The sequence below is a fragment of the Deinococcus hopiensis KR-140 genome (genome assembly GCF_900176165.1).
Lineage (GTDB): Bacteria > Deinococcota > Deinococci > Deinococcales > Deinococcaceae > Deinococcus > Deinococcus hopiensis.
Map to the genome: position 1 here is coordinate 2,452,239 of NZ_FWWU01000009.1, position 19,002 is coordinate 2,471,240.

Annotated in this window: 19 protein-coding genes and 1 pseudogene; 4 read left to right on the forward strand and 16 right to left on the reverse strand. The window is 69.7% G+C overall.

The window, feature by feature from the left end:
• Positions 1 to 37: 37 nt before the first annotated feature.
• From B9A95_RS25305 to B9A95_RS25360, 12 genes are all read right to left on the reverse strand, one after another.
• The gene (locus tag B9A95_RS25305) at positions 38 to 709 is read right to left on the reverse strand and encodes a response regulator (protein WP_084049795.1); all 672 of its coding nucleotides are present in this window, start codon (positions 707 to 709) and stop codon (positions 38 to 40) included.
• Positions 702 to 1,772 (reverse strand): DUF4097 family beta strand repeat-containing protein, encoded by a 1,071-nt coding sequence (locus tag B9A95_RS25310; protein WP_084049796.1) that lies wholly within the window; start codon positions 1,770 to 1,772, stop codon positions 702 to 704. The genes B9A95_RS25305 and B9A95_RS25310 overlap by 8 nt, the downstream gene beginning before the upstream one ends.
• Positions 1,769 to 3,520, reverse strand: coding sequence for a sensor histidine kinase (locus B9A95_RS25315; RefSeq protein ID WP_084050968.1), 1,752 nt, complete (start codon positions 3,518 to 3,520; stop codon positions 1,769 to 1,771). The genes B9A95_RS25310 and B9A95_RS25315 overlap by 4 nt, the downstream gene beginning before the upstream one ends.
• 601 nt (positions 3,521 to 4,121) lie before the next feature.
• Complete coding sequence (lepB, locus tag B9A95_RS25320; protein ID WP_245808481.1) at positions 4,122 to 4,886, reverse strand: signal peptidase I; 765 nt, start codon at positions 4,884 to 4,886, stop codon at positions 4,122 to 4,124.
• Complete coding sequence (locus tag B9A95_RS25325; RefSeq protein ID WP_170928773.1) at positions 4,883 to 5,224, reverse strand: hypothetical protein; 342 nt, start codon at positions 5,222 to 5,224, stop codon at positions 4,883 to 4,885. Before B9A95_RS25325 ends, lepB begins: the two co-directional genes overlap by 4 nt.
• A complete protein-coding gene (locus tag B9A95_RS25330) occupies positions 5,221 to 5,538 on the reverse strand; it encodes a PadR family transcriptional regulator (protein ID WP_084049798.1) in 318 nt (105 codons plus the stop codon). Before B9A95_RS25330 ends, B9A95_RS25325 begins: the two co-directional genes overlap by 4 nt.
• A 141-nt stretch (positions 5,539 to 5,679) precedes the next feature.
• Entirely contained in the window at positions 5,680 to 7,158 is a 1,479-nt protein-coding gene (locus B9A95_RS25335) for a M1 family metallopeptidase (protein ID WP_245808482.1), read from the reverse strand.
• Complete coding sequence (locus tag B9A95_RS25340; protein WP_084049799.1) at positions 7,155 to 7,631, reverse strand: NUDIX hydrolase; 477 nt, start codon at positions 7,629 to 7,631, stop codon at positions 7,155 to 7,157. Before B9A95_RS25340 ends, B9A95_RS25335 begins: the two co-directional genes overlap by 4 nt.
• Before the next feature lie 104 nt (positions 7,632 to 7,735).
• Positions 7,736 to 8,161, reverse strand: coding sequence for an acyl-CoA thioesterase (locus B9A95_RS25345; protein ID WP_425429969.1), 426 nt, complete (start codon positions 8,159 to 8,161; stop codon positions 7,736 to 7,738).
• Positions 8,158 to 8,448, reverse strand: coding sequence for a ribosome-binding factor A (locus tag B9A95_RS25350; RefSeq protein ID WP_084049800.1), 291 nt, complete (start codon positions 8,446 to 8,448; stop codon positions 8,158 to 8,160). The genes B9A95_RS25345 and B9A95_RS25350 overlap by 4 nt, the downstream gene beginning before the upstream one ends.
• A gap of 350 nt (positions 8,449 to 8,798) precedes the next feature.
• On the reverse strand, positions 8,799 to 10,160 hold the full coding sequence (locus B9A95_RS25355) for a LysM peptidoglycan-binding domain-containing protein (RefSeq protein WP_084049801.1): 1,362 nt from the start codon (positions 10,158 to 10,160) through the stop codon (positions 8,799 to 8,801).
• 59 nt (positions 10,161 to 10,219) lie between these two features.
• A complete protein-coding gene (locus tag B9A95_RS25360) occupies positions 10,220 to 10,507 on the reverse strand; it encodes a hypothetical protein (RefSeq protein ID WP_084049802.1) in 288 nt (95 codons plus the stop codon).
• A gap of 129 nt (positions 10,508 to 10,636) precedes the next feature.
• On the opposite strand from B9A95_RS25360, the gene B9A95_RS25365 reads away from it, so the two are divergent.
• Entirely contained in the window at positions 10,637 to 11,578 is a 942-nt protein-coding gene (locus tag B9A95_RS25365; protein ID WP_084049803.1) for a LysR family transcriptional regulator, read from the forward strand.
• A 265-nt stretch (positions 11,579 to 11,843) separates the two neighbouring features.
• Here B9A95_RS25365 and B9A95_RS25370 read toward each other — a convergent pair whose 3' ends face one another.
• Together B9A95_RS25370 and B9A95_RS25375 are read right to left on the reverse strand one after the other, a co-directional pair.
• Positions 11,844 to 12,758, reverse strand: coding sequence for an ABC transporter permease (locus B9A95_RS25370; protein ID WP_084049804.1), 915 nt, complete (start codon positions 12,756 to 12,758; stop codon positions 11,844 to 11,846).
• Complete coding sequence (locus B9A95_RS25375; RefSeq protein ID WP_084049805.1) at positions 12,758 to 14,728, reverse strand: ABC transporter permease; 1,971 nt, start codon at positions 14,726 to 14,728, stop codon at positions 12,758 to 12,760. The genes B9A95_RS25370 and B9A95_RS25375 overlap by 1 nt, the downstream gene beginning before the upstream one ends.
• Positions 14,729 to 14,943: 215 nt before the next feature.
• Here B9A95_RS25375 and ndk point away from each other — a divergent pair, with 215 nt between their 5' ends.
• Positions 14,944 to 15,360 (forward strand): nucleoside-diphosphate kinase, encoded by a 417-nt coding sequence (gene ndk / locus B9A95_RS25380; RefSeq protein ID WP_084050972.1) that lies wholly within the window; start codon positions 14,944 to 14,946, stop codon positions 15,358 to 15,360.
• Between the two features lie 83 nt (positions 15,361 to 15,443).
• Here ndk and B9A95_RS25385 read toward each other — a convergent pair whose 3' ends face one another.
• Positions 15,444 to 15,917 (reverse strand): organic hydroperoxide resistance protein, encoded by a 474-nt coding sequence (locus tag B9A95_RS25385; RefSeq protein ID WP_084049806.1) that lies wholly within the window; start codon positions 15,915 to 15,917, stop codon positions 15,444 to 15,446.
• Between the two features lie 193 nt (positions 15,918 to 16,110).
• Here B9A95_RS25385 and B9A95_RS37300 point away from each other — a divergent pair.
• Positions 16,111 to 16,293, forward strand: a pseudogene (locus B9A95_RS37300) (GrpB family protein); the annotation flags it as partial.
• 130 nt (positions 16,294 to 16,423) lie between these two features.
• Positions 16,424 to 16,606, forward strand: coding sequence for a GrpB family protein (locus tag B9A95_RS35740; RefSeq protein WP_245808483.1), 183 nt, complete (start codon positions 16,424 to 16,426; stop codon positions 16,604 to 16,606).
• 207 nt (positions 16,607 to 16,813) lie between these two features.
• On the opposite strand, the gene B9A95_RS25395 is transcribed toward B9A95_RS35740, so the two are convergent.
• A complete protein-coding gene (locus B9A95_RS25395; RefSeq protein ID WP_139806983.1) occupies positions 16,814 to 18,577 on the reverse strand; it encodes an ABC transporter ATP-binding protein in 1,764 nt (587 codons plus the stop codon).
• Between the last annotated feature and the right edge of the window lie 425 nt (positions 18,578 to 19,002).

The window sequence follows — 19,002 nt, forward strand, 5'->3', positions numbered from 1 at the left end:
AGGGCCCAGCGGAGGGCAGGGGCGTCTGCCGGGTGGCCTATACGGGCTCTTCCAGGCTCGCCAGCCCGTGCCGCAGCGCGTAGAGCGCTGCCTGGGTGCGGCTTTCCAGCCCCAGCTTACCCAGCAGGCGGCTGACGTGCGTTTTCACCGTCGCCTCGCTGACCTGTTGGTCCCGAGCGATATCGCGGTTCGAGCAGCCCCGGGCAATCAGTTGCAGCACGATCACCTCCTTGGGCGTCAGGCTCTCGCGCATATCCACAGAGCGGAAGTCGCGCACCAGGCGGCGGGCGGCTTCCGGGTGCAGCCGCACCTCGCCACGCGCGGCGGCGTGGATGGCGTCGGCCAGGCTGTCCGAGGACGCGTCCTTGAGCATGTAGGAGATGGCCCCGGCCTCAATGGCCCCGTTGACCTTGTGCTCCTCCAGCGTGCTTGTCAGCGCGATCACCTCGGTGTCGGGGAGGGTGCGGCGCAGCTGACGGGTGGCCTGGATGCCGTCCATCACGGGCATCATCAGGTCCATGATCACCACGTCCGGGCCCAGGCGGACGGCCTCGGTCAGGGCTTCCTCGCCGTTGGCGGCCTCGCCCACCACCTCGATGTCGGGGTCCAGGCCCAGAAAGAGTTTGAGGCCCTGACGGACGACGGCGTGATCGTCAACGAGCAGCACGCGCACCGGAGCAAAGGGCAAGGAAACAGAGGGGTCAGTCATAGGAGGCTCCTTCGGGGGAGGGTGTTTCGGAGGAGGTGGACGCCGCCAGGGCCACGCTGTCGGCGTCGAGAAAGAGGTCCAGGTCCGGATTTTCGCCGGCCTCGCGGCTCAGCGTGACGACGTTGCCCTGACGCACGGCGGTGCGCGGCAAACCACGCAGGTGGGTCCGCTCGGTAAAGCGCAGGCGGGCCGCCAGGCCGGGGGGCAACCTGAGCGTCACCTTGCCGCCCTCCGAACGCAGGTCCAGCGTGCCGGACGCGCCCTCGGGCACGGTGACGCTCAGGTTGCCCGAGCCGGTGGTCACGCTGGCGTGGTCTGCGCGGGGCAGGGTGCCCGTCACGTCGCCGCTGCGGGTGCCGATGTTCACGGCTTCCGAGCGGGCCGCGCCGAGGTCCAGCGTCACGTCGCCGCTCTCGGTGTTCACGCGCAGGGCGGGCGCGCGCCACGCGGGAGAGGCGTGCAGGGTCACGTCGCCGCTCACGGTCACCAGCGTGAGCGGACCGCTCTGGCGCTCGGGCAGGGTGGCGCGCACGTTGCCCAGGGTGGTGCGGGTGCTCAGGCCCCAGATCCGCAGGGCGTGCAGATCGAGCGCGGCGTCGCCGCTGTACGTCTCGGTGTTCAGGGTGAGGGGCACCGAGCGCGCGAGGAGGGCGTCCAGCTTGTGCTGCAGGCTGGCGCGGTTGAGGGGAATGGCCCCCCGGTCCGGCGCCTGCACAGGCAGGTTGAGGTCCAGTGTCAGTCGCCCGCCCTGCCGCGCCGATTGCACTTTCAACCGGTTGCGCTCGCGGTGCCACGCCCGGGCGGTCAGCGCAGATCTGCCTGGCCAGGGCAGGCCGCCCACCGACAGGTCCGCGCGGTCACTCTCCAGATACACCGTCATGGCCGATGCCCCCCCCAACGGCAGGTCCACGGGGGTCTGCACGGCGTTCAGGCCTGGGGTGGGCTGCACGTGTACGCCCGTCCAGGCCACCCCGGCCCCCGCCACCACCCCCCCCAGCCCCAGCGCGATGCGCGAGAGCACCGGCAGAAGCGGACGCGGCGGCGTGCGCTGGGCGACGGTCACGCGCCGACCTCGTCGCGCTCGGGGGCCGTCGCCTGCGGCGTGGCCGTCTGCTCGGCGGCGGGCAGCGTCAGGGTGACCACCGTGCCCTTGCCCGGCGTACTCTGCACCGTGAGGGTACCGCCCACCCCCTGCGCCCGCTCACGCATGGAGCGCTGGCCCAGGGTGCCCCCCCGCAACGCCGCCGGGTCAAAGCCCCGCCCGTCGTCGCGGACCTCCACGAGTACCCGGGTCCCCTCCTGCCGCACGCCCAGCCAGACCGCCGTTGCCCGGGCGTGCTTGACTGTGTTGTGCAGCGCCTCCTGCGCCACCCGGTACGCGGCGGCCTGGGCGGCAGGCGTGAGGGGGGGCTCGACCTTCAGGCTCGCGTGAACGGTCAGGCCGTGCCGGGCTTCGAGGGCGTGCGCGTTCTGCGTGAGGGCCGCCACGAGTCCGCCCTCCTCCAGCGCGTCGGGGCGCAGCGAGAACAGCAGCGCCTTCATCTCAGACACGCCGCCCTCGGCCAGCCGGATGGTGTAGTCCAGGCTGGCGCGGGTGCGCTCCGCGTCGCGCTCCAGGGTGGCCCGCGCCGTCTTGGCCCCCAGCGTGATGCCGTACAGCGCCTGGGCCACCGAGTCGTGAAGCTCGCGGGCCAGCCGGGCGCGTTCCTGCTCGCCCGCCTTCTCGCTGGCACGGCGGATGAGTTCGGCGGCGTGCAGGGCGGTGCCCGCATGGTCTGCGATGGACAGCAAAAAGGCGAGTTCCTCCTGACCAGGTGCGGTGCCGGGCAGGTACAGGGCGCGCAGGGTGCCGCCACCCGTGCCGCCCGCCACCACGGGCAGCGTCGCCAGCAGGCATCCGCCCTCCACGTATCCCACGTCCGCCCCGCCCGGCGGCGGCGAGGCGACGACGCCGCGCAAGGCCGGGTGTTCCAGAAAAGCTCCCGAGGTCACGCTCGCGGCGTGCCGAGTGCCGTCCGGGGCCACGAGCGCCACCGCCCGCGCGGTGCTCGCCGCCCGCGCCTGCCCAGCCAGGTCTGCCAGCGTGGCCTCCAGATCGTCGCCCAGCGCCACCCGTCCCGCCGCGCGGCGCAGGGCCACCACCTCGCGCTGCGCGCTGGCCTCGGCGCGGCCCACGGCCAGCAGCGCGAAGGCCAGCCACGCCCACACCCGCCCCAGCAGGTTGAGTACGCCCGCCGTGACGAGCAGGCCGCCCGCCCCCGCGAGCATCACGCCCAGCAAAGCGGTTCCCGCGAACACCACGCGCCCTCCATTCCAGGTGACCGGAACCGTGACGTTCCACCACGGCACCGTCAGGGCGGCCAGCGACGCGGCCAGCAGCGTACCCAGCACCAGCCACGACAGAACGGCCAGCGGAAACTGCAACAGGTGAAACATCAGCGCCCGGTACGTCATCCCGTCGGCCAGGGTGGCGCGCAGCCAGGGCAGCACGCCCGCGAACACCGCGGGCGGCGTGCGGCGCGAGAAGCGCACCCCCAGCAGCCCGGCCAGCCAGCGCTGCACGTCGGCCAGGGCGGGCACCAGCCACAGCGTGGCCAGCAGCAGCGGCACCCCAATGAGGAGGAACAGCGTCACCACGCCGGTCAGCAGCCCGCTGGTCAGCAGCGCGAACACCAGCCCGCCCACGGGCAGTGACAGCCCGACGTACAGCGCGGTGCGGTACGTGCGGGGGTCCAGCAGATCAGCGAGTGGCCCCTCGCGGCGCGTGGGTTCCCACGGGGGCGTCGCCGGGGGGAAGGAAGGAAGGGGCATGGGCTCCATGATGCGCCCAGCGTAGGGGTTCGGGCGGGCGGCGGCGTCCGCCGAAAGGGGGAACGGGAGGGAGGAAATCAACCGCGCAGCACGTTCCGCAGCACCTCGCCCAGGCCGGGCGCGTGCGGCAGCCAGCCGGGACAGGCGGGCGAGCAAGTCCGGCACCTTGATGAAGCGCCGCCCGTCGGCCAGCGACGCACGCTTTACGCCATCATTGACCTCCACCCCGAAGCTGGGCGCGCTCCCCTTGCCTGCCTCGTAGGCCGCCTTCCAGCCGCGTGACCTGGTGGGGATACGTCAGCGCGTAGGCCCCAGTCCCAGGAATGACCCACCACGGCCCACCGCTCCAGCCCGGGCGCTGCGCTGAGGGCCTCCAGATCGGCCAGGACTGTTTTCAGGCCGTGGGTGGGCGCCGCCCGTACTTTTTCCCGTGCCCCTGGGACCGCGCAGGAGACAGCGCCATTCCGGCAATAGGGCGGCAAGGGGTTCCATAATAATTTGCACACCCCTGCCCACCGCCGAGCAGCAGCAGGGGCGGGCCGTCTCCGCGGTCGCTGAGGTGGAGGCTGACGCGCCCCACATTGAGCTTCACCCGGTCAGCCTAGCGGACCTCTTCCAAGCCCTCGGGTGGTCTCAGCAGGCGCGGGTTCCAGCGCGAGGGACCCCTGTAGGTCACGCGCCGCTCGGGCGCAGGCTGCCCGTCGCAGGGAGGGGTGGCCCGCTCGGGCACCGCCAGCGGCCATACGCTTGCCACGGCCCGCCCCGCGATGTCGGTGGTGGCGACGGAACCGAACACCCGGCTGTCGAGGCTGCCGCCGGGACTGCGGTTGTCGCCCATCACGAAGTAGTGGCCGGGGGGCACCGTCACTTCGCGGCGGTTCATCTCGTCCGGCGCAGCAGCCACGCTGCTCGCCAGCACGCTGCCGCGGTCCAGGCAGAGCTTCGCCCAGAAGGGAAGGGTCCACGCCTGCTTCACCGCCCGGCCATTCACATACAGGCCGCCCCGGTTCATCCGCACCCGGTCCCCCGGCAGCGCCACCACCCGCTTGACGAGGTACGGGCGGTACGCCCAGGGCAGCGTCACCCCCCGGTACACGTGCGTCCTCTCGCCCGCGGCCTCGCGCGGCGGCTTGAACACCACCACGTCGCCCCGATGGTAACCGCCTGCTCCGAGGTGATGCGCCCAGCCTTCTACCTTCGGCACGGCCAGCCACTCGCCGTGGCGCAGGCCCGGCATCATGCTCGCGCCGTCCACCCGCACCGCCGTGGCTCCAAACTGCGTGAACAGCAGCGCGAAGGCGACCGGCGAGCCCCACTCGCGCCAGAAGCTCCGCAGCGTGGAACGTTTCAAAGGAGAGCGCTTCACGGCCTGGCCTCCTGCGCAGCGGCAACGGGCGTTTCCCCATCCGTCCACAGCGCCGAGGCCGCCCCGCCCAGCGCACCCGTCACGAGGACCGCGCGCAGCAGGGCAGGGAGGGTATATATCCGGGCGAGGCCCACGCCCGTCTGCCACGCAGGACCAGCCTGCTGCAGCGCTACCGCCCACGCCTCCGCCTCGCCGTGCCCGGTGAGTCGCGCGTCCAGCATCGCCTGGTGCAGGTTGGCGTGCAGTTCCGCCGCTACCATGCGCCGGGCCGTCGCGGGAAGGAGTCGGGTGGCCGCGCGGAGGTACGCCGTCACCTCTGCCGGAGGCCCGGCGCTCACCACAGGCTCCGCAACGCCTGATCGAAGGCCGAGTATGCCTCACGCCGCCGCTCGAGTTCCACTCGGCCCGCGTCGGTGAGGCGGTAGGTCTTGACGGGCGGCCCGCCACGCGCCGGGGTGACCAACGTCGCTGTCAGGTGCCCAGCCCGTTCCAGGCGGTGTAGCGCCGGATACAGGCTCCCGGCGTTCAGGGTGATGTGCCCCCCGGTCAGCGCGTCCACACGCTTGGTCAGGTCCAGGCCATACCCCTCACCGCCCTCCAGTACGCTCAGCAGGATCAGGTTCAGATTGCCCTTGAACAGATTCACGTCCACATTGCGCTCCTTCTGAATATCAGACTCTGATATCAGCAAATGAGGATGGTGTGGGGGAGGTGGTAAGGCTCTTCCCCAGGACCTGGCGCAGCGGCGGGTACAGCACGAGGATTGCCACTCTCGCAGCGTTGGATCTACCTCTTACTTCTCCCCTACCGGAAGGGGCGGCAACCCCACGTCAAACACCCAGGGCCGCACCGCCGCCTCGCCCGCTGCGCCCACCCGTTCGCGCACGAGGGCGAGGAAGTCTGCCGTGTCCACCGCGTTGTTTGAGGAACTGCCGCCCGAGAAGCGGGCCGTATAGGTGTGCAGAAAGTCGCGGAAGGCCGCGTCACCCACGGCCAGCCTCAGCGCGTGCAGGGTCAGGGCCCCGCGCTGGTAGGCGGTGGAGTCGAACAGCTCCTCCTGGGTGGCGGCGACGAGGGGCCGGGTGCCCCGGCTTTGCAGTCGGGCGTACCAGCGGCGGACCATCGCCGGACCGTCTCCACCCTGTGCCTCGGTCCACAGGAGCTCGGCGTAGGTGGCAAACCCCTCGTTGAGCCACACGTCTGCCCAGCGGCGCAGCGGCACGGCGTTCCCGAACCACTGGTGGGCCAGTTCGTGCAGGGCCACCTGCTCGTTGCTCGATTCCACCGGCATGGTGGAGAGGGTGGCGGTCTCGAGCGCGGGCACGTCCACCTGCGGAGGCAGGACAGCCACGCCGTAAGCCGCGAAGGGATAAGGACCGAACCACCCCGACAGCGCGCGCAGCATCTCGTCCGTGCGGCGGTAGGCGGCGCGCACGCGGTCTGGCGTGCCCATGGGAAAGTAATCCCGGCGCACGACGGGCGCTCCCCCGGGGCCGACGGGCACAGCGGGCGACTCCACCCGCTCCAGATGCCCGATATGGAGGCCCAGCGCATAGGTGGGAATGGGCCTGGCCTGGTGGAACACGAAGGTGTGCCGCCCTGCCCGCGCCTCTGCGCCTTCGGCGATGAGGTCTTCCACACCGCTCGCCGCCGCCGTGAATCCCGCTGGAACAGTCAAGCGGGTGGTGAAGGTGGCCGTGTCGGCGGGGTGATCGTTTGACGGCAAAAACGAGTGTGCGCCGTGAGGTTCGCTGAGGGTGTAGTTGGTGCCTGCCTCCAGCACACCCTCCCAACCCAGGTCCAGGCCCAGATCGGGGTCCGTGACCGTACCGGCGCGGCCCCCATACTCCACGGTCAGGCGGGCCGTTTCACCGGGCCGCAGCGAGGCGGGCGGCGTCACGGTGAGCTTCTGGGCCCCCGCCTCCACCACGAAGGGCACAGGCTGGCCGTTCCAGCGCACGGCGCCAACCTCCGGCCCGGTGAAGTCCAACCGAATGGTGGGCAGGAGCCGGGTGCTGCCCAGCGTCAGCGTGACCACGCCGCGCAATTCCGCGGTGCCAGGCCGGTCCACACTGAGCGCCACGTCGTAATGCTGCACGTCCAGCCCGAGTTGACCGAGCCCTGGAAACAGGGCGTCGCCCAGGGTGGGCGCAGGGGAAGACGCCGCACCACCCGCAGCGACGCTCCAGCCGGAAGCGGTCAGGGCCAGCAGCCCCAGCACGGCGAGGCGGGGCAAGAGGGGGAGCTTCACGGTGAGCCGGGACCCGTTCAAATGGGGTAGTAGGTCCGGGCCTCACCGCGCAGGAAGTCGCGGGTGGGCACCCAGATCAGGGGGTTGCGTTCCTCGACCTCGGGGGGTGGGCCGTAGCGGACCAGGCCCTCCACCTGCGTGAAGGGCGTCCACTTCACGCCCACCACCTCGGGATCGGTGGGGTCGATGTCGCCGTGAAAGGCGGCGGTAAAGCGGGCGAAATTGGCGTAGCACTCGTTGCGGGTGCCGGTCAGCATCTCACCTTCGAGCAGCGAGACGAACTGCAGGTCCGTAACGGTCAGGCCCGTCTCGAAGGCGACCTGACGCACAGCGGCGTCGGCAAGGCTCTCGCCGGGCATCGCCTTGCCGCCGGGGAGGCCGTAAAAGATGCTGCCGTCATCCATGCGTTCCTCGACGAGCAGCAGGTGTCCGTCCTGGACGAGGTAAACGTGCGCGGCGCGCTTGATCGGCAGGGTGCGCGACAGGTGGCTCATGTGCCCGGCAGTCTAGCGGGAAGGGGGGGCAGGCAGGTGTGGAAAAGTCGCCCTGGAAACGGATGTGCCGGGGTGAAGCCGGACCGGGACGGGGAGCGCAGCACTCAACCCGTCTCCCCCCCCGACAGCAGAGACCGCACGTCCACCGGCAACCGCGCGGGGCGGTAGTTTCTGTCCGTGGCGATGTGGCGCGTCTCTCCCGTCGCCAGGAGCTCCTCACCGCGCCGCACCTCGTACGCGAAGCTCAGGGTCCGCGAGCGCACCGCGCCCACCCGCGTCAGGATGGTGAGGTGATCGTCGTAACGGGCGGCGCGGCGGTACTCCACATTCAGGCTGGAAAGCATCAGGAAGTAGCCGCGCGCTTCCACCTCGGCGTAGGGCAGGCCCAGGGCGTGCATCAGGTCCGTGCGGCCCACCTCGAACCACACCGGGTAGTTGGCGTGGTGGGCCACCCCCATCGCGTCGGTCTCGGCGTACCGCACCCGCAGGGCGCTTCGGCTCTCGGGGACGGCGTTCACGCCCAGGGTCACAAAAAGGCCGCCTCGTTCGCGGAACGGAATTCCAGCAGGGGCACGCGGCGCAGGCGCACCTGGGCCGCCACTTCGCGTTGCAGGTGGCCGCGGGCGTGGGTCAGCGCGTCGATCAGGGCAGGCATATCTGCGCCCATCGCGCTGACGTAGACCCGTGCCAGGCTGTAATCCGAGGTGACCGAGACGCGCTCGACCGTCACGATCAGGGGCACGCGGGGATCGCGCAGCCCTGAAATGGCGTCGCTCAGCACCCGCAAAAGCTGGGCTTCCACCTGGGCGGGCTTCACGCCGCACCCCGGGAAAGTGGACTGGACAGGAGAATCATCCCGCCATGGTACGGGAAGAGGCCGGACACAGGCTTCAGGCCCTGCGCGGCGTAAGGTCCGGTCAAGGCTGCCAGTTCCCCAAGTCCCTGTCTCCCAGGTGTCACAAGGATTCGGGGGAATCAGCGATGCGCCGACTGGTTCCCCCGAGCGGCGGGAACAGGAAAAACGGTGACGGAGAGGCGTGGAATCACCGGAGCACAGCGGAGCCGAGGAGACGGAGCGGATGATCCGGAAACCGTACCAGTCCCCCGGGTGACGCCGCTGCTCCTTCAAACTGGGTTGTGCCGCTGTGGGCCGGCGGGGGCCGTCCCCTACCGCGCGTACCGCCGGCCCCCGTACCCCACATACACGCCGATCCCGTAGGCCACGCTGCGCACGCTTTCGAGCACCGGGCGGCCATCCCAGGCCAGGCCCGCGCTGCTGCCACCGTCGAGCAGCAGCGCTTCGCGCACCCCGAGCCTCACCATGATGCGGCCCATCTCAGTGGTGGACAGGCGTGCGTGGGTGGTCACAAACACCAGGTCGCGGTTGCTTTTCAGGCCCACGGCGCTGCGGGCCGCCCGGCCGAACACCGCCGCGTCGCGGAAGATGCCGCGCGAGGACCCGGCCACCCCCTGGTGAACGATGCGCGGACCAGAGGCGATCACCGTTTCCATGCCGCGCCACGTGGTTTCCAGCGGGCGGCCCAGGAGCGGCGCGGTGCTGGTGGTCATCGTGGCGCGGTTGTCGGGCGTGATGGCCAGCGCGCCCGGAATGCGGCCCCACGAGAGCATCCGCCCCTGCATCACCACGTCCCCGGCAGGGACATAGGAGCGCGGATGAAAGTAGCTGCCGTTCACCACCGCCCGCGCTCCGCTGATCCGCGCCAGGGTACCCACCCGCGCGCCCCTGCCCGTTCCCAGTCCCCGGGGCGGCAGCACAGGCGTGACGAGCACATCCCGGTAGCGCAAGTCCACGAACAGCACGCGCACGGGGATGTTCAGCACAGTCGTCTTCCATAGGGTCAGCGGCTCGGCGCGGGGCCGGGGAGGAATGGGCACCGGCACCCGGCGCGGCACGAGCAGGCGGCGGCCGGGGTAGAGGCGGCGCTCGGCGGCAGACAGTCGGTTGAGGAGGGCCAATCCGTTGGCCGTCACGCGGTAGCGCCGGGCCAGCACCTCCAGCGTCTCGTGGGGCCGCACCCGCACATAGGTGTAGATGAGGCGCACCTCCGTGTGGGGCGGCAGGGCCGGAACCGCCTTGACCTTCACCGTGCCGGGCAGAGGCAACTTGAGGCGTTGCCCCGGACGAATCAGGTTGCTCCCGATCTGGTTGGCCACCTTCAGGGCCGCCACGCTGATCCCCACGCGGGAGGCGATCTTGGAAAGCGTGTCTCCGGCGCGCACCGTATAGACGATGGGCCTGGAACGGGCGGGCTTGGCGGGGGGGTTGGCCGCAGGGGGGCCCTTGCCGCTGAGTCTCAGCTTCTGCCCTGGATGAATGAGGTTGCCCTTCAGGCCGTTGATGGCCCGCAGCCGCGTCACGGGAACGCCGCTGCGCTGGGCGATGGCAAAGAGGGTGTCGCCTTTGCGGACCGTCACGGTGCCGCTTGCCGCCAGCGCGCTGCCAGAGAGGAGAAGGCCCGAGAGCAGAAGGGAAGGAAGCAGGGTCAAGAAGGCCAGGCGGCGAAGCATCGCCGCTTAGGGGAGCATGCTCGGCGGGTGGGGAGATGAGCCGGGGCTGACCGTGCGCTTTATGAGGATGGGCGGGGGCGCACCGGGCCCAGTGGCGTGTATCCGGCGCAGTGCAGGGCCGCTGCCAGGTCTGCCACCGTCAGTTCGGGGCGTCTGGGCCGCGCTTCCAGCGTAGCGTCTCCCAGCCGCGCCACCGGCCAGGCGCGCACCTCCCAATCGAGCAGCAGAGGCGCGGTGGCCTCGCCCTGGGGTGTAAGGACTTCCAGCGTGAAGGTGCCAAACACCTTGGGGCCGTGAACGGTGGGGGGCAGCAGGGGCACGGTGGGCAGAAAAGAAGCGTGGGTCATGGGAAACCTCCTCGCGTCTCAGCCTGCGCTCCCACCCGCCTTTCAGGACATCGGCGCCAGGCGACACGCGGAAAGTCGGGCATCGGCAAAACCGATGGAAGCCCACGGGAACGGGCCTAGAATGAAAGCATGGCTCCCCAGACCCCCACCCTCGCCCAGCTTCGCGCCCTGATCGCCGTGGCCGAGGCGGGGGGCTTCGGTGAGGCCGCCGCTGAGGGGGGCGTGTCGCAATCCAGCCTCAGCGAGGCCGTCGCCAAGCTCGAAGCGCTGGCAGGCCGTCCCCTGCTGCGCCGCACGCCCGCTGGAACCGCACCTACCGAGGCCGGGCAGCGGGTACTGGAGCACGCCCGCGCCGCCGTTCAGGCCGCCGGAGACGCGCTGCTGGCCGCGCAGGAAGACTCGGCGCTGTCGGGTACCCTGCGGGTGGCTTCCATGCGGTCCACCGCCACGCACCTGCTGCCCCCCGCCATCGCGGCCTTTCGGGCGCGGCACCCCGGCGTGCGCGTGGAGGTGCTGGACCTGGACGCCGAGACGTATGGGGGCAGCGCGGACGTGGTGCAGTCGGGCCGGGCGGACATGGCGCTGATCGTGGCCGAGGAGGTGCCCGGCCTGCGCCTGCTGCCCCTCCCCGCCGATGAGTACCTGTTCGTCGCGCCCGCCTCGCGCGGCGCCGGACCGGTGCAGGTGTCTGAACTGCTGGCCCCGCTGATCCTGCCGCCGGGGCAAAACGCCTGTCACCTGCGGGTGCGGCGCTACCTGTCCACGCTGGGCGTGCCGATGGGGGCCGTCAGCGAGATCGAGCAGGACAGTGTGATTCTCTCGATGGTGGAGTACGGCCTCGGGATCACCGTCATGCCCCGGCTGGCGCTGCTGCCCCTGCCGCCCGGCCTGGTGGCCCTGCCCCTCCCCGAACCGCTGGTCCGCCCCCTGTCGCTGGCCGTGCTGCCGCACCGGGCAGGCCTGCCCATGCTCCGGGCGTTCACGGAGGCGGTGTTGCGGGCGGCCCGGCAGGGGCGTTTGCCGCCGCTGGAGCGGGAGTCACGCGTGGGGTATTCGGCGGGGGCGAATTAGGGCATTTGTCCGAATGGCGCTGCGCGTGGCAAGGCACCCCTCACGGCGCCATTCTCCCCCATGCGCATTCAGGTTCGCTCTGCTCGGTCAAAAAGAAGTCCGCAGGTTGACACGCGCGCCAGGGCGGGAAGTTGTGCGCTGAGCGGGCGGGGTGAGTGGAACAGCCCGAAGAGAGGGGTCCACCGGACAGCGCTGCGCTCGGAGCCTCCCCACAAAAAAGCAGGCCGGGAAACTCCCCGGCCTGTCCCTCTGTTCTCCGCTCCGATCAGCCGTCGAAGGGCTTGCCGATCGCCTTGGGCGCGGCGCTGCGGCCAGTGAAGATCAGGGCGATGATGGTGATCAGGTACGGCAGGGCCGACACCAGCGTGGGAGGCAGCAGGTCCGAGCCGCCCAGCGCGATGCTGACCGCCTGCAAGAAGCCGAACAGCACGGTGGCCCCCAGCACGCCCAGCGGCTTCCACTGCCCGAAAATCAGCGCCGCCAACGCGATAAAGCCCAGGCCGGCACTGATGTTGCGGACGTAGGATTCCAGGTTGCCGATGCTGAGGAACACGCCCGCTGTACCCGCCAGCACACCCGACAGGATCACGCTGACGTAGCGGATACGCCGCACGTTGACGCCCATGCTCGCGGCGGCCCCAGGGTGCTCGCCCGTGGCGCGCAGGCGCAGGCCGAAGGGGGTGCGGTACAGCACGTACCACGTCACCGCGACCACCAGAAGCGAGAAGTACACGGGTGGGCTGAAGCGCAGTTCGCCCACGCCCCACAGCGGGAGGGGATGGGCCACCTTGGGGCTCTCGGTGCTCGTGCCGTACAGCGCGGTCAGGATCACGGCGGGCACGCCGCTGGCAAGCAGGTTGATCGCCGTGCCGCTGATAACCTGATCGGCGCGGTACTTGATGGAGATGACGGCGTGAATCCAGGCGATCAGACCGCCTACCGCTGCCCCAGCCAACCAGCCCACCCAGGGAGCCGCCGCGCCGAGTACCGGATCGAGGGTATACGTCGTCACGGCCCCGGCCAGCGCCCCGAAGATAATCAGGCCGTCCAGCGCAATATTCACCACGCCGCTGCGCTCGGAGAACAGGCCGCCCAGTCCGGTCAGCAGCAGCGGCACCACAGAGCGGATGAGCGTCGCCAGAAAAGCCGTCGTCAGCAGTTGCGAGAACAGACCGTCCACTACTTGCCCCCTTCCCGGGTGTTCACTTCACTGCTGCGCGCCACGTTGGGCTGAGGTGTCGCGCGCTCACGGGTGGCCCCCGCGTCCACGTGCCCCGCCTCAGCCGAACCCGTCGCGTCCGCCGCCTTCACGAGCTGGGGTGGTGGCGGATCGGTGATGCGGCGGCTGAGGAAGCCCCCGGCGGCGATAAACAGCACGATCAGCGCCTTGAGCACCGTCACGAGGTCGCGGTTCACCTTTTCCAGCCGCTGCACGTTGACGCTGCCAGTGTCGATGGTTCCGAACAGCACCCCGGCGGCCACCACACCTGCGGGCGTGCTCTGGCCCATCAGCGCCACGGCGATGCCGTCGAAGCCGACATTTACCGGCATGTTGCCGCGCAGACGGTACTCGTCGAGCGCCCCGCCCTGCACGTAATGGGTGCCCGCCAGACCCGCGAACATGCCCGCCAGCGTCATCGCCAGAATGGTGTTTTTGGCGACGCTGATTCCGCCGTACTCGGCGGCTTTGGGCGACAGGCCCACTGCCCGCAGCGCGTAGCCCGTAGAGGTGCGCCACATCAACACGCTGAAGATGCCCACGCACGCCAGCGCGACCAGGAACGAGGCGTTGAGCTGGCTGCCCGACGCCTGAACGGGAATTCCGACGCGCCAGGTCAGCGCGCCCAGCGCCAGGGCGGCCGCCAGGGCGACCAGGCTGCGGTTCCGCTGCCGCCGCAGCGCCAGGCGCAACCCGAAAAACACCACCAGTGCGGCGAGCGGCGCGATGGTCAGCGCCTGCGCGCCCCCCTGTCCCACGCCAAACAGGTCCAGCAGGGTGGGCAGGTGCGAGGCGGGTTGCAACTCTTCACTGCGCGGCTCGAAGCCCTCGGCTTTGAAGGGCAGGCGGTAGGTGCGCCCCAGGAAGGGGAAAGTCTCTGTGCCGATCATGAAGAGGAAGATCGCCGAGGCGACGTAGTTCAGCATGATCGTGTTGATCACCTCGCTGGAGCCGAAGCGGGCCTTGAGAAAGCCCGGAACCGCGCCCCACAGCGCTCCGCCGAGTCCCGCCGCAATCACCGCGAGGGGCAGCAGCAGCCAGCCCAGCGAGGGCGGTCCGTACACGCCCACCAGCATGGACGCGATGGCCCCCATCGTCAGTTGTCCCGGCGCGCCAACGTTGAAGAGGCCCGTACGAAAGGCAAAGGCCACAGACAGCCCGGTCAGGATCAGCGGAGTGGCCAGCTTGAGGCTGTCCAGAAAGGGCGTCAGGGCCGTAACGGGCGCGAAGAGCATGGAGTACACGAAGTACACCAGGTCGCTCTTGGCGAGCCAGCCGCCCCAGGGCGAGAGCGGCGCGCCGCTGCCGTTGATGAGGGGCTGCACAATCAGCACCACCACCGCCCCCACCAGCACCGCCAGCCCGATGGCGACGGCGGGCACCAGCAGTCCGCGCAACCGGTTGAGCCGGTCCCACCACACTTGCCGGGCACTCAGCCCCGCCCCCGCGGTGATCAGCCCCGAGAGGATGGGCAGGAACAGCCCCAGGTTCATCCCGCCGCCCGCGTAGAAGTTGCGGAGTTGCCGCTTGGCTCCGGGCCGCAGGGTGGTGTCCGCCGCCACCCGGGCGGCCTCGGTTCCCAGGCTGGTGCCCAGCAGTACGACAGCGGCAAAGGCCGTCACGAAGGCGAGCAGGCCCGTGATCCAAAACCAGCGTGCCCGCTGGAGCGCGCCGATGAGGCTGGCGACGAGCAGGGCCAGCGTGGCCCATCCCAGCCCCAGGACGGCGCCCATGTTTGGCAGCGGCACCTGCGTGTTCGAGCTGAGGTTCAGCACTGAGCCGGTCAGGTGGAGCAGCACCCCACCCGCGTTGAAGTCGCGCCCCAGCGCCGCCAGGGGAAACAGGAGAAGCCCCGCCGCCGCGAGGGCGCTCGCGGTCACGGCGATTCGGGCCGCGACCGGAGAGGGGCGAGCGTCAGAAACGTGGGTCACCCGGCCATTGTACGGGCCGCAAGAAAAGGGATGGCAAAAACGGCCCCACGCGGCGGCCTCTTTGCGCCACTCTAGAACATGCGGCGTGGGAGCACCGCTGCTCTTGTCTGTCTGAGGCGGCGGCCGTTCCGCGAGTGTGGGAGGCAGCATTGCCGGGGCCACGTGGACCGACCCCGGTCTGCCCCGCCCCCGGCCCTGCTATGCTCGCGGGCGGTATGGAACGCACCTTCGCCATGATCAAACCCGACGGGGTTCGCCGGGGCCTGACGCCCGAGATTCTCAAGCGCATTCAGCAGAAGGGCTACCGCATCGTGGGCCTCAAGCAGATGCTCATTCCCCGCGAGGTGGCCGAAAACCATTACGGCGAGCACCGCGAGCGGCCCTTTTTCGGCGAACTCGTGGACTTCATCACGGGCGGCCCCGTGGTGGCCATCGCCCTGGAAGGCGAGAACGCCATCACGGGCTGGCGCGCCATGATGGGGGCCACCAACCCGGCCAATGCCGTCCCCGGCACCATCCGCGCCGACTTCGCCACCACCACCGGCGAGAACGTGACCCACGGCAGCGACTCGCCTGAGAGCGCTGCGCGCGAGCTTGGTCTGTTCTTCGCCGAGGGTGAACTGCTGCGCTGAGGTCCACGCGCACAGCGCTGGAAAAAACGAGGACCCGCCTCCCTGGGGAGGCGGGTCCTCGGCTGTGTGGTGGGCGGGACCGCTTAGCCCACGTCGCCGTGCTCGGCTTCTTCTGTAACCGTGAGCCGAACGTTGACGTTGCCCTGCAGGGCGCGGCTGTAAGGGCAGACCTTGTGGGCCTCGTCCACCATATGTTCGGCCTGCTCGCGGCTCAGTCCCGGCAGCACAATCTGCAGTTCCACGTCAAGGGCGTAACCCAGATCGTCGCGCACCAGCCCTACCACGCCGGTCACGCGGGAGGACCCGAAGTTCACCTTGTCGCGCCGGGCCACGGAGCCGATGGCGCTCTGAAAGCAGGCGGCATATCCAGCGGCAAAGAGCTGCTCGGGGTTGGTGCCCACGCCGCCGTTGCCGCCGATTTCCTGCGGCACGCTGAGCTTGACGCCCAGGTGGTGATCGGGCGTCTCGATGTAGCCGGCGCGTCCGCCGTGGGCCGTGGCCTGGGTCGTAAACAGCGACTTGCGCTGGTTCTGGGTGGTCTGACTCGCTTCGCTCATGTGGCCTCCTGAGCGCACGCTAGGGGGGGAATCTGCGGCGAATGGTCAAAAACCCCACCTTCTGAAGGTTGTCGCTACTCTGGAAAGGGGCCTCCCGGCAGAACGCCGGGACGGGTCGGGAACGGTGGGGCAGGTGCGGGGCCGGAGGGCCGGGGTGGCGCGCTGCCCCGCCCTCCACGCGCTGGGAGGCGTCATGAACGGACGTCCGCTGCACCCCCGTGACCGGAGAGCAGCTGCGCGCCGCGTTCGTGAACAGCTCCCGAGGCTGCCGGGCCGTATTGAGGTTGTGCCGCCCAACCCCACCTGGCCCGGGGTGTACGCCCGTGGAGCCACGCGGCTGCGGCAGGTGCTGGGGGAGCGCATTCTGGCGCTGGAACACGTCGGCTCTACCGCGGTGGCTGGCCTGCCCGTCAAGCCCTTCAACGACATGAATCTGTCGCCTGACCGATTCTGCAGACGAGGCCGCCTATGTCCCCCTTCTGGAGGCGGCGGGCTACCGCCTGACCGTGCGCGAGCCCGACTGGTGGCGGCAAAACGCCGAGGACCGTGGGCGTTACGGGGCGCCCAAGCGCGAACTGGCAGCGCGCGACTTCGCCTGCGTCTACGGGTACAACAACGCCACAGCGCCCCTGATCCACGAGCTTCATGCGCGTGCTCTGGCCGCCTCCGCTGTGGAGGAGGTCTGGTGAGTATTCAGGTGTATCAGTGGTTTCATCTCTGATACACCTGAGCGAACGTGCAACGCTGCGCTGCAGGGGGGCAGGAAAAACGGTGACACAGAGGCGCGGTGACGCAGAGGCGTGGAATCACCGGAGCGGAAGGGAGGGGACCCAACGGATGATCCGGTTTCTGCGTCGTCGGCTGCCTGTGTCCAGCGGAAAACCGGCCAACCGCTCTCAGCGTTCCGCCGGCCGGAGCGGAGCCGCCGCCTGAAGCCTCGCGTACACCCCCCCACGCCGCAGCAACTCCTCGTGGCTGCCCTGCTCGGCGACGCCGCTTTCGGTCAGAACCACGATACGCCCCGCATTCCGAACTGTGCTGAGGCGGTGGGCGATTACCAAGGTGGTGCGGCGCTGGGCGAGGCGTTCGAGGGACTCCTGTACGAGGCGCTCGGAGACGCTGTCGAGCGCGCTCGTCGCCTCGTCGAAAATCAGGATGGGCGGGTCTTTCAAAAAGACGCGGGCGATGCTCAGCCGCTGCTTTTGTCCGCCTGAGAGCTTGACGCCGCGCTGGCCGATGTCTGTGTGGTACCCCTGGGGCAGCGCTGCAATGAATTCGTGCGCGCCGGCCTGCCGCGCGGCTTCGATCACCTCGTCGGTGCTGGCCCAGGGCCGGCCGTAGCGGATGTTGTCGAGCACCGTGCCGGAAAATAAGTACACGTCCTGCTGCACCGCGCCGATGCTGCGCCGTAGCGAGGCGAGCGTGACTGCCTCAACCGGGATGCCGTCTATCCGAATCTGTCCCGCTGTGACCTCATAGAAGCGGGGCAGGAGGGCGCAGAGGGTGCTCTTGCCCACGCCCGACGCGCCCACGAGGGCCACAAACTCGCCGGGGCGGACGGTCAAGTCGATGTCGCGGAGCACCAGCGTGGAGCTGGACGGATACCGAAAGCTCACCCGCTCGAACGTCACTTCACCGCGCACCGCCTTCAACTCCAACGCGCCCGGGGCGTCCACGATATCGGGCTGCACGGCCATCAGTTCCTGAAAGCGTTGAAAGCCGGTCACGCCTTCCTGGAGCAGGCGCGCGAGGTTGACGAAGCGGCGGATGGGTTCAAGCAGGATGCCCACGCACAGCAGGTAGGTGAGGAGTTCGTCCACGCGCAACCCACCGCGCAGGATGGTCAGGCCGCCAAAGACGAGCACGGCGATGGTCATGAGTTGGCTAAACGCCAGCATGCCCTGATAGAAGTGCGCCTCGGCGTGGTAGCCCGCGCGGCGGCTGTCCACGAAGCGGGCGTTCTCGGCGTCGAAGCGGCGCTGCTCGGTCCCCTCGCCCGTGAACGACTGCACCACGCGGATGCCCGCGAGGGTGTCTTCCACCTGGGCGTTCACGTCGCCGATGCGCTCCCGGCTTTGCAGCAGGGCCCGGTTGAGACGCACGTTGAAAAACACCGCATAGGCCGCCATAAACGGCAGAAAGGCGAACAGCAGCAGCGTCAACGCGGGGTTCAGGTGCAGCAGCACAGCGAACACCCCCACGAAGAGCAGCAGCGCGGTCGAGAGGTCCTCCGGGCCGTGGTGGGCCAGCTCACCTATGTCGTACAGGTCGTTCGTGACCCGGCTCATGAGTTGCCCCGTGCGGTGCGAATCGTAAAAGCTGAAGGGCAGCCGTTGCAGATGCGCGAAGAGGTCCCGGCGCATGTCGCGCTCAATGTAGGTGCCCATCATGTGGCCCTGGTAGTCCACGTAGGTGTTGGCGGCGATCTGCACGGCGAGCAGCGCCAGCATGAACGCGCCGACGCGCAGCAGTTCGGGCAGCGCCTGCGGGCCTGGGGTGTGCAGCACCGTGCGGGTCACGTACCCGGCGAACAGCGGGTAGATCAGCGTGACGCCCGCCACCACGAACGCGCAGAGCAGGTCCAGGGTCAGCGTGCGGCGGTATGGACGGTAATAGGACAGAAAGACGCGCAGGAACGCGCGAAGTGGGGACAGATTCAAAACGGGAGTCTCCGGTGGGGTGAGGAGGTCAGACGCCCCACGGGTCCCACCGAACACCGCTGTCTTGCCGCTCGCTTAAAGCAGCGGGAACCTCGGGCAGGGCAGGCCACAGGCAACGTCGAGACCTCCGGGAAAGGGGACGGGGAGAGACAGGACGGTGAGGCGTGCTTGAGGCATGGGAACACTCCTTGCAAAGGCGAAGATTGACCGCAGGGTAAAGGTCAGGCGGCGGGCCTGCCCATAGGCGCAGTGGCCTACTGGGCGCTTCCGCCCCGGCTGCAGGGCGCTGGGCTGCAGCGGTGATCAGCCCCCCCCGTCAGGACAGGTCCGCTCCCTCCAGCCGCCACGCCTCTGAGAGGGGGCTGGCAAGGGCCGGCCCAGCCGCTGCAGGTGCAGGTCCAACCTTTGCCCGGCGAGTTCCCCTG

Bases quoted from the DNA above. Each gene is read 5' to 3' on its own strand.
- B9A95_RS25305 (WP_084049795.1), bottom strand. From the start codon at position 709: ATGACTGACCCCTCTGTTTCCTTGCCCTTTGCTCCGGTGCGCGTGCTG.
- B9A95_RS25315 (WP_084050968.1), bottom strand. From the start codon at position 3,520: ATGCCCCTTCCTTCCTTCCCCCCGGCGACGCCCCCGTGGGAACCCACG.
- B9A95_RS25340 (WP_084049799.1), bottom strand. From the start codon at position 7,631: ATGAGCCACCTGTCGCGCACCCTGCCGATCAAGCGCGCCGCGCACGTT.
- B9A95_RS25355 (WP_084049801.1), bottom strand. From the start codon at position 10,160: ATGCTTCGCCGCCTGGCCTTCTTGACCCTGCTTCCTTCCCTTCTGCTC.
- B9A95_RS25360 (WP_084049802.1), bottom strand. From the start codon at position 10,507: ATGACCCACGCTTCTTTTCTGCCCACCGTGCCCCTGCTGCCCCCCACC.
- B9A95_RS25365 (WP_084049803.1), top strand. From the start codon at position 10,637: ATGGCTCCCCAGACCCCCACCCTCGCCCAGCTTCGCGCCCTGATCGCC.
- ndk (WP_084050972.1), top strand. From the start codon at position 14,944: ATGGAACGCACCTTCGCCATGATCAAACCCGACGGGGTTCGCCGGGGC.
- B9A95_RS25385 (WP_084049806.1), bottom strand. From the start codon at position 15,917: ATGAGCGAAGCGAGTCAGACCACCCAGAACCAGCGCAAGTCGCTGTTT.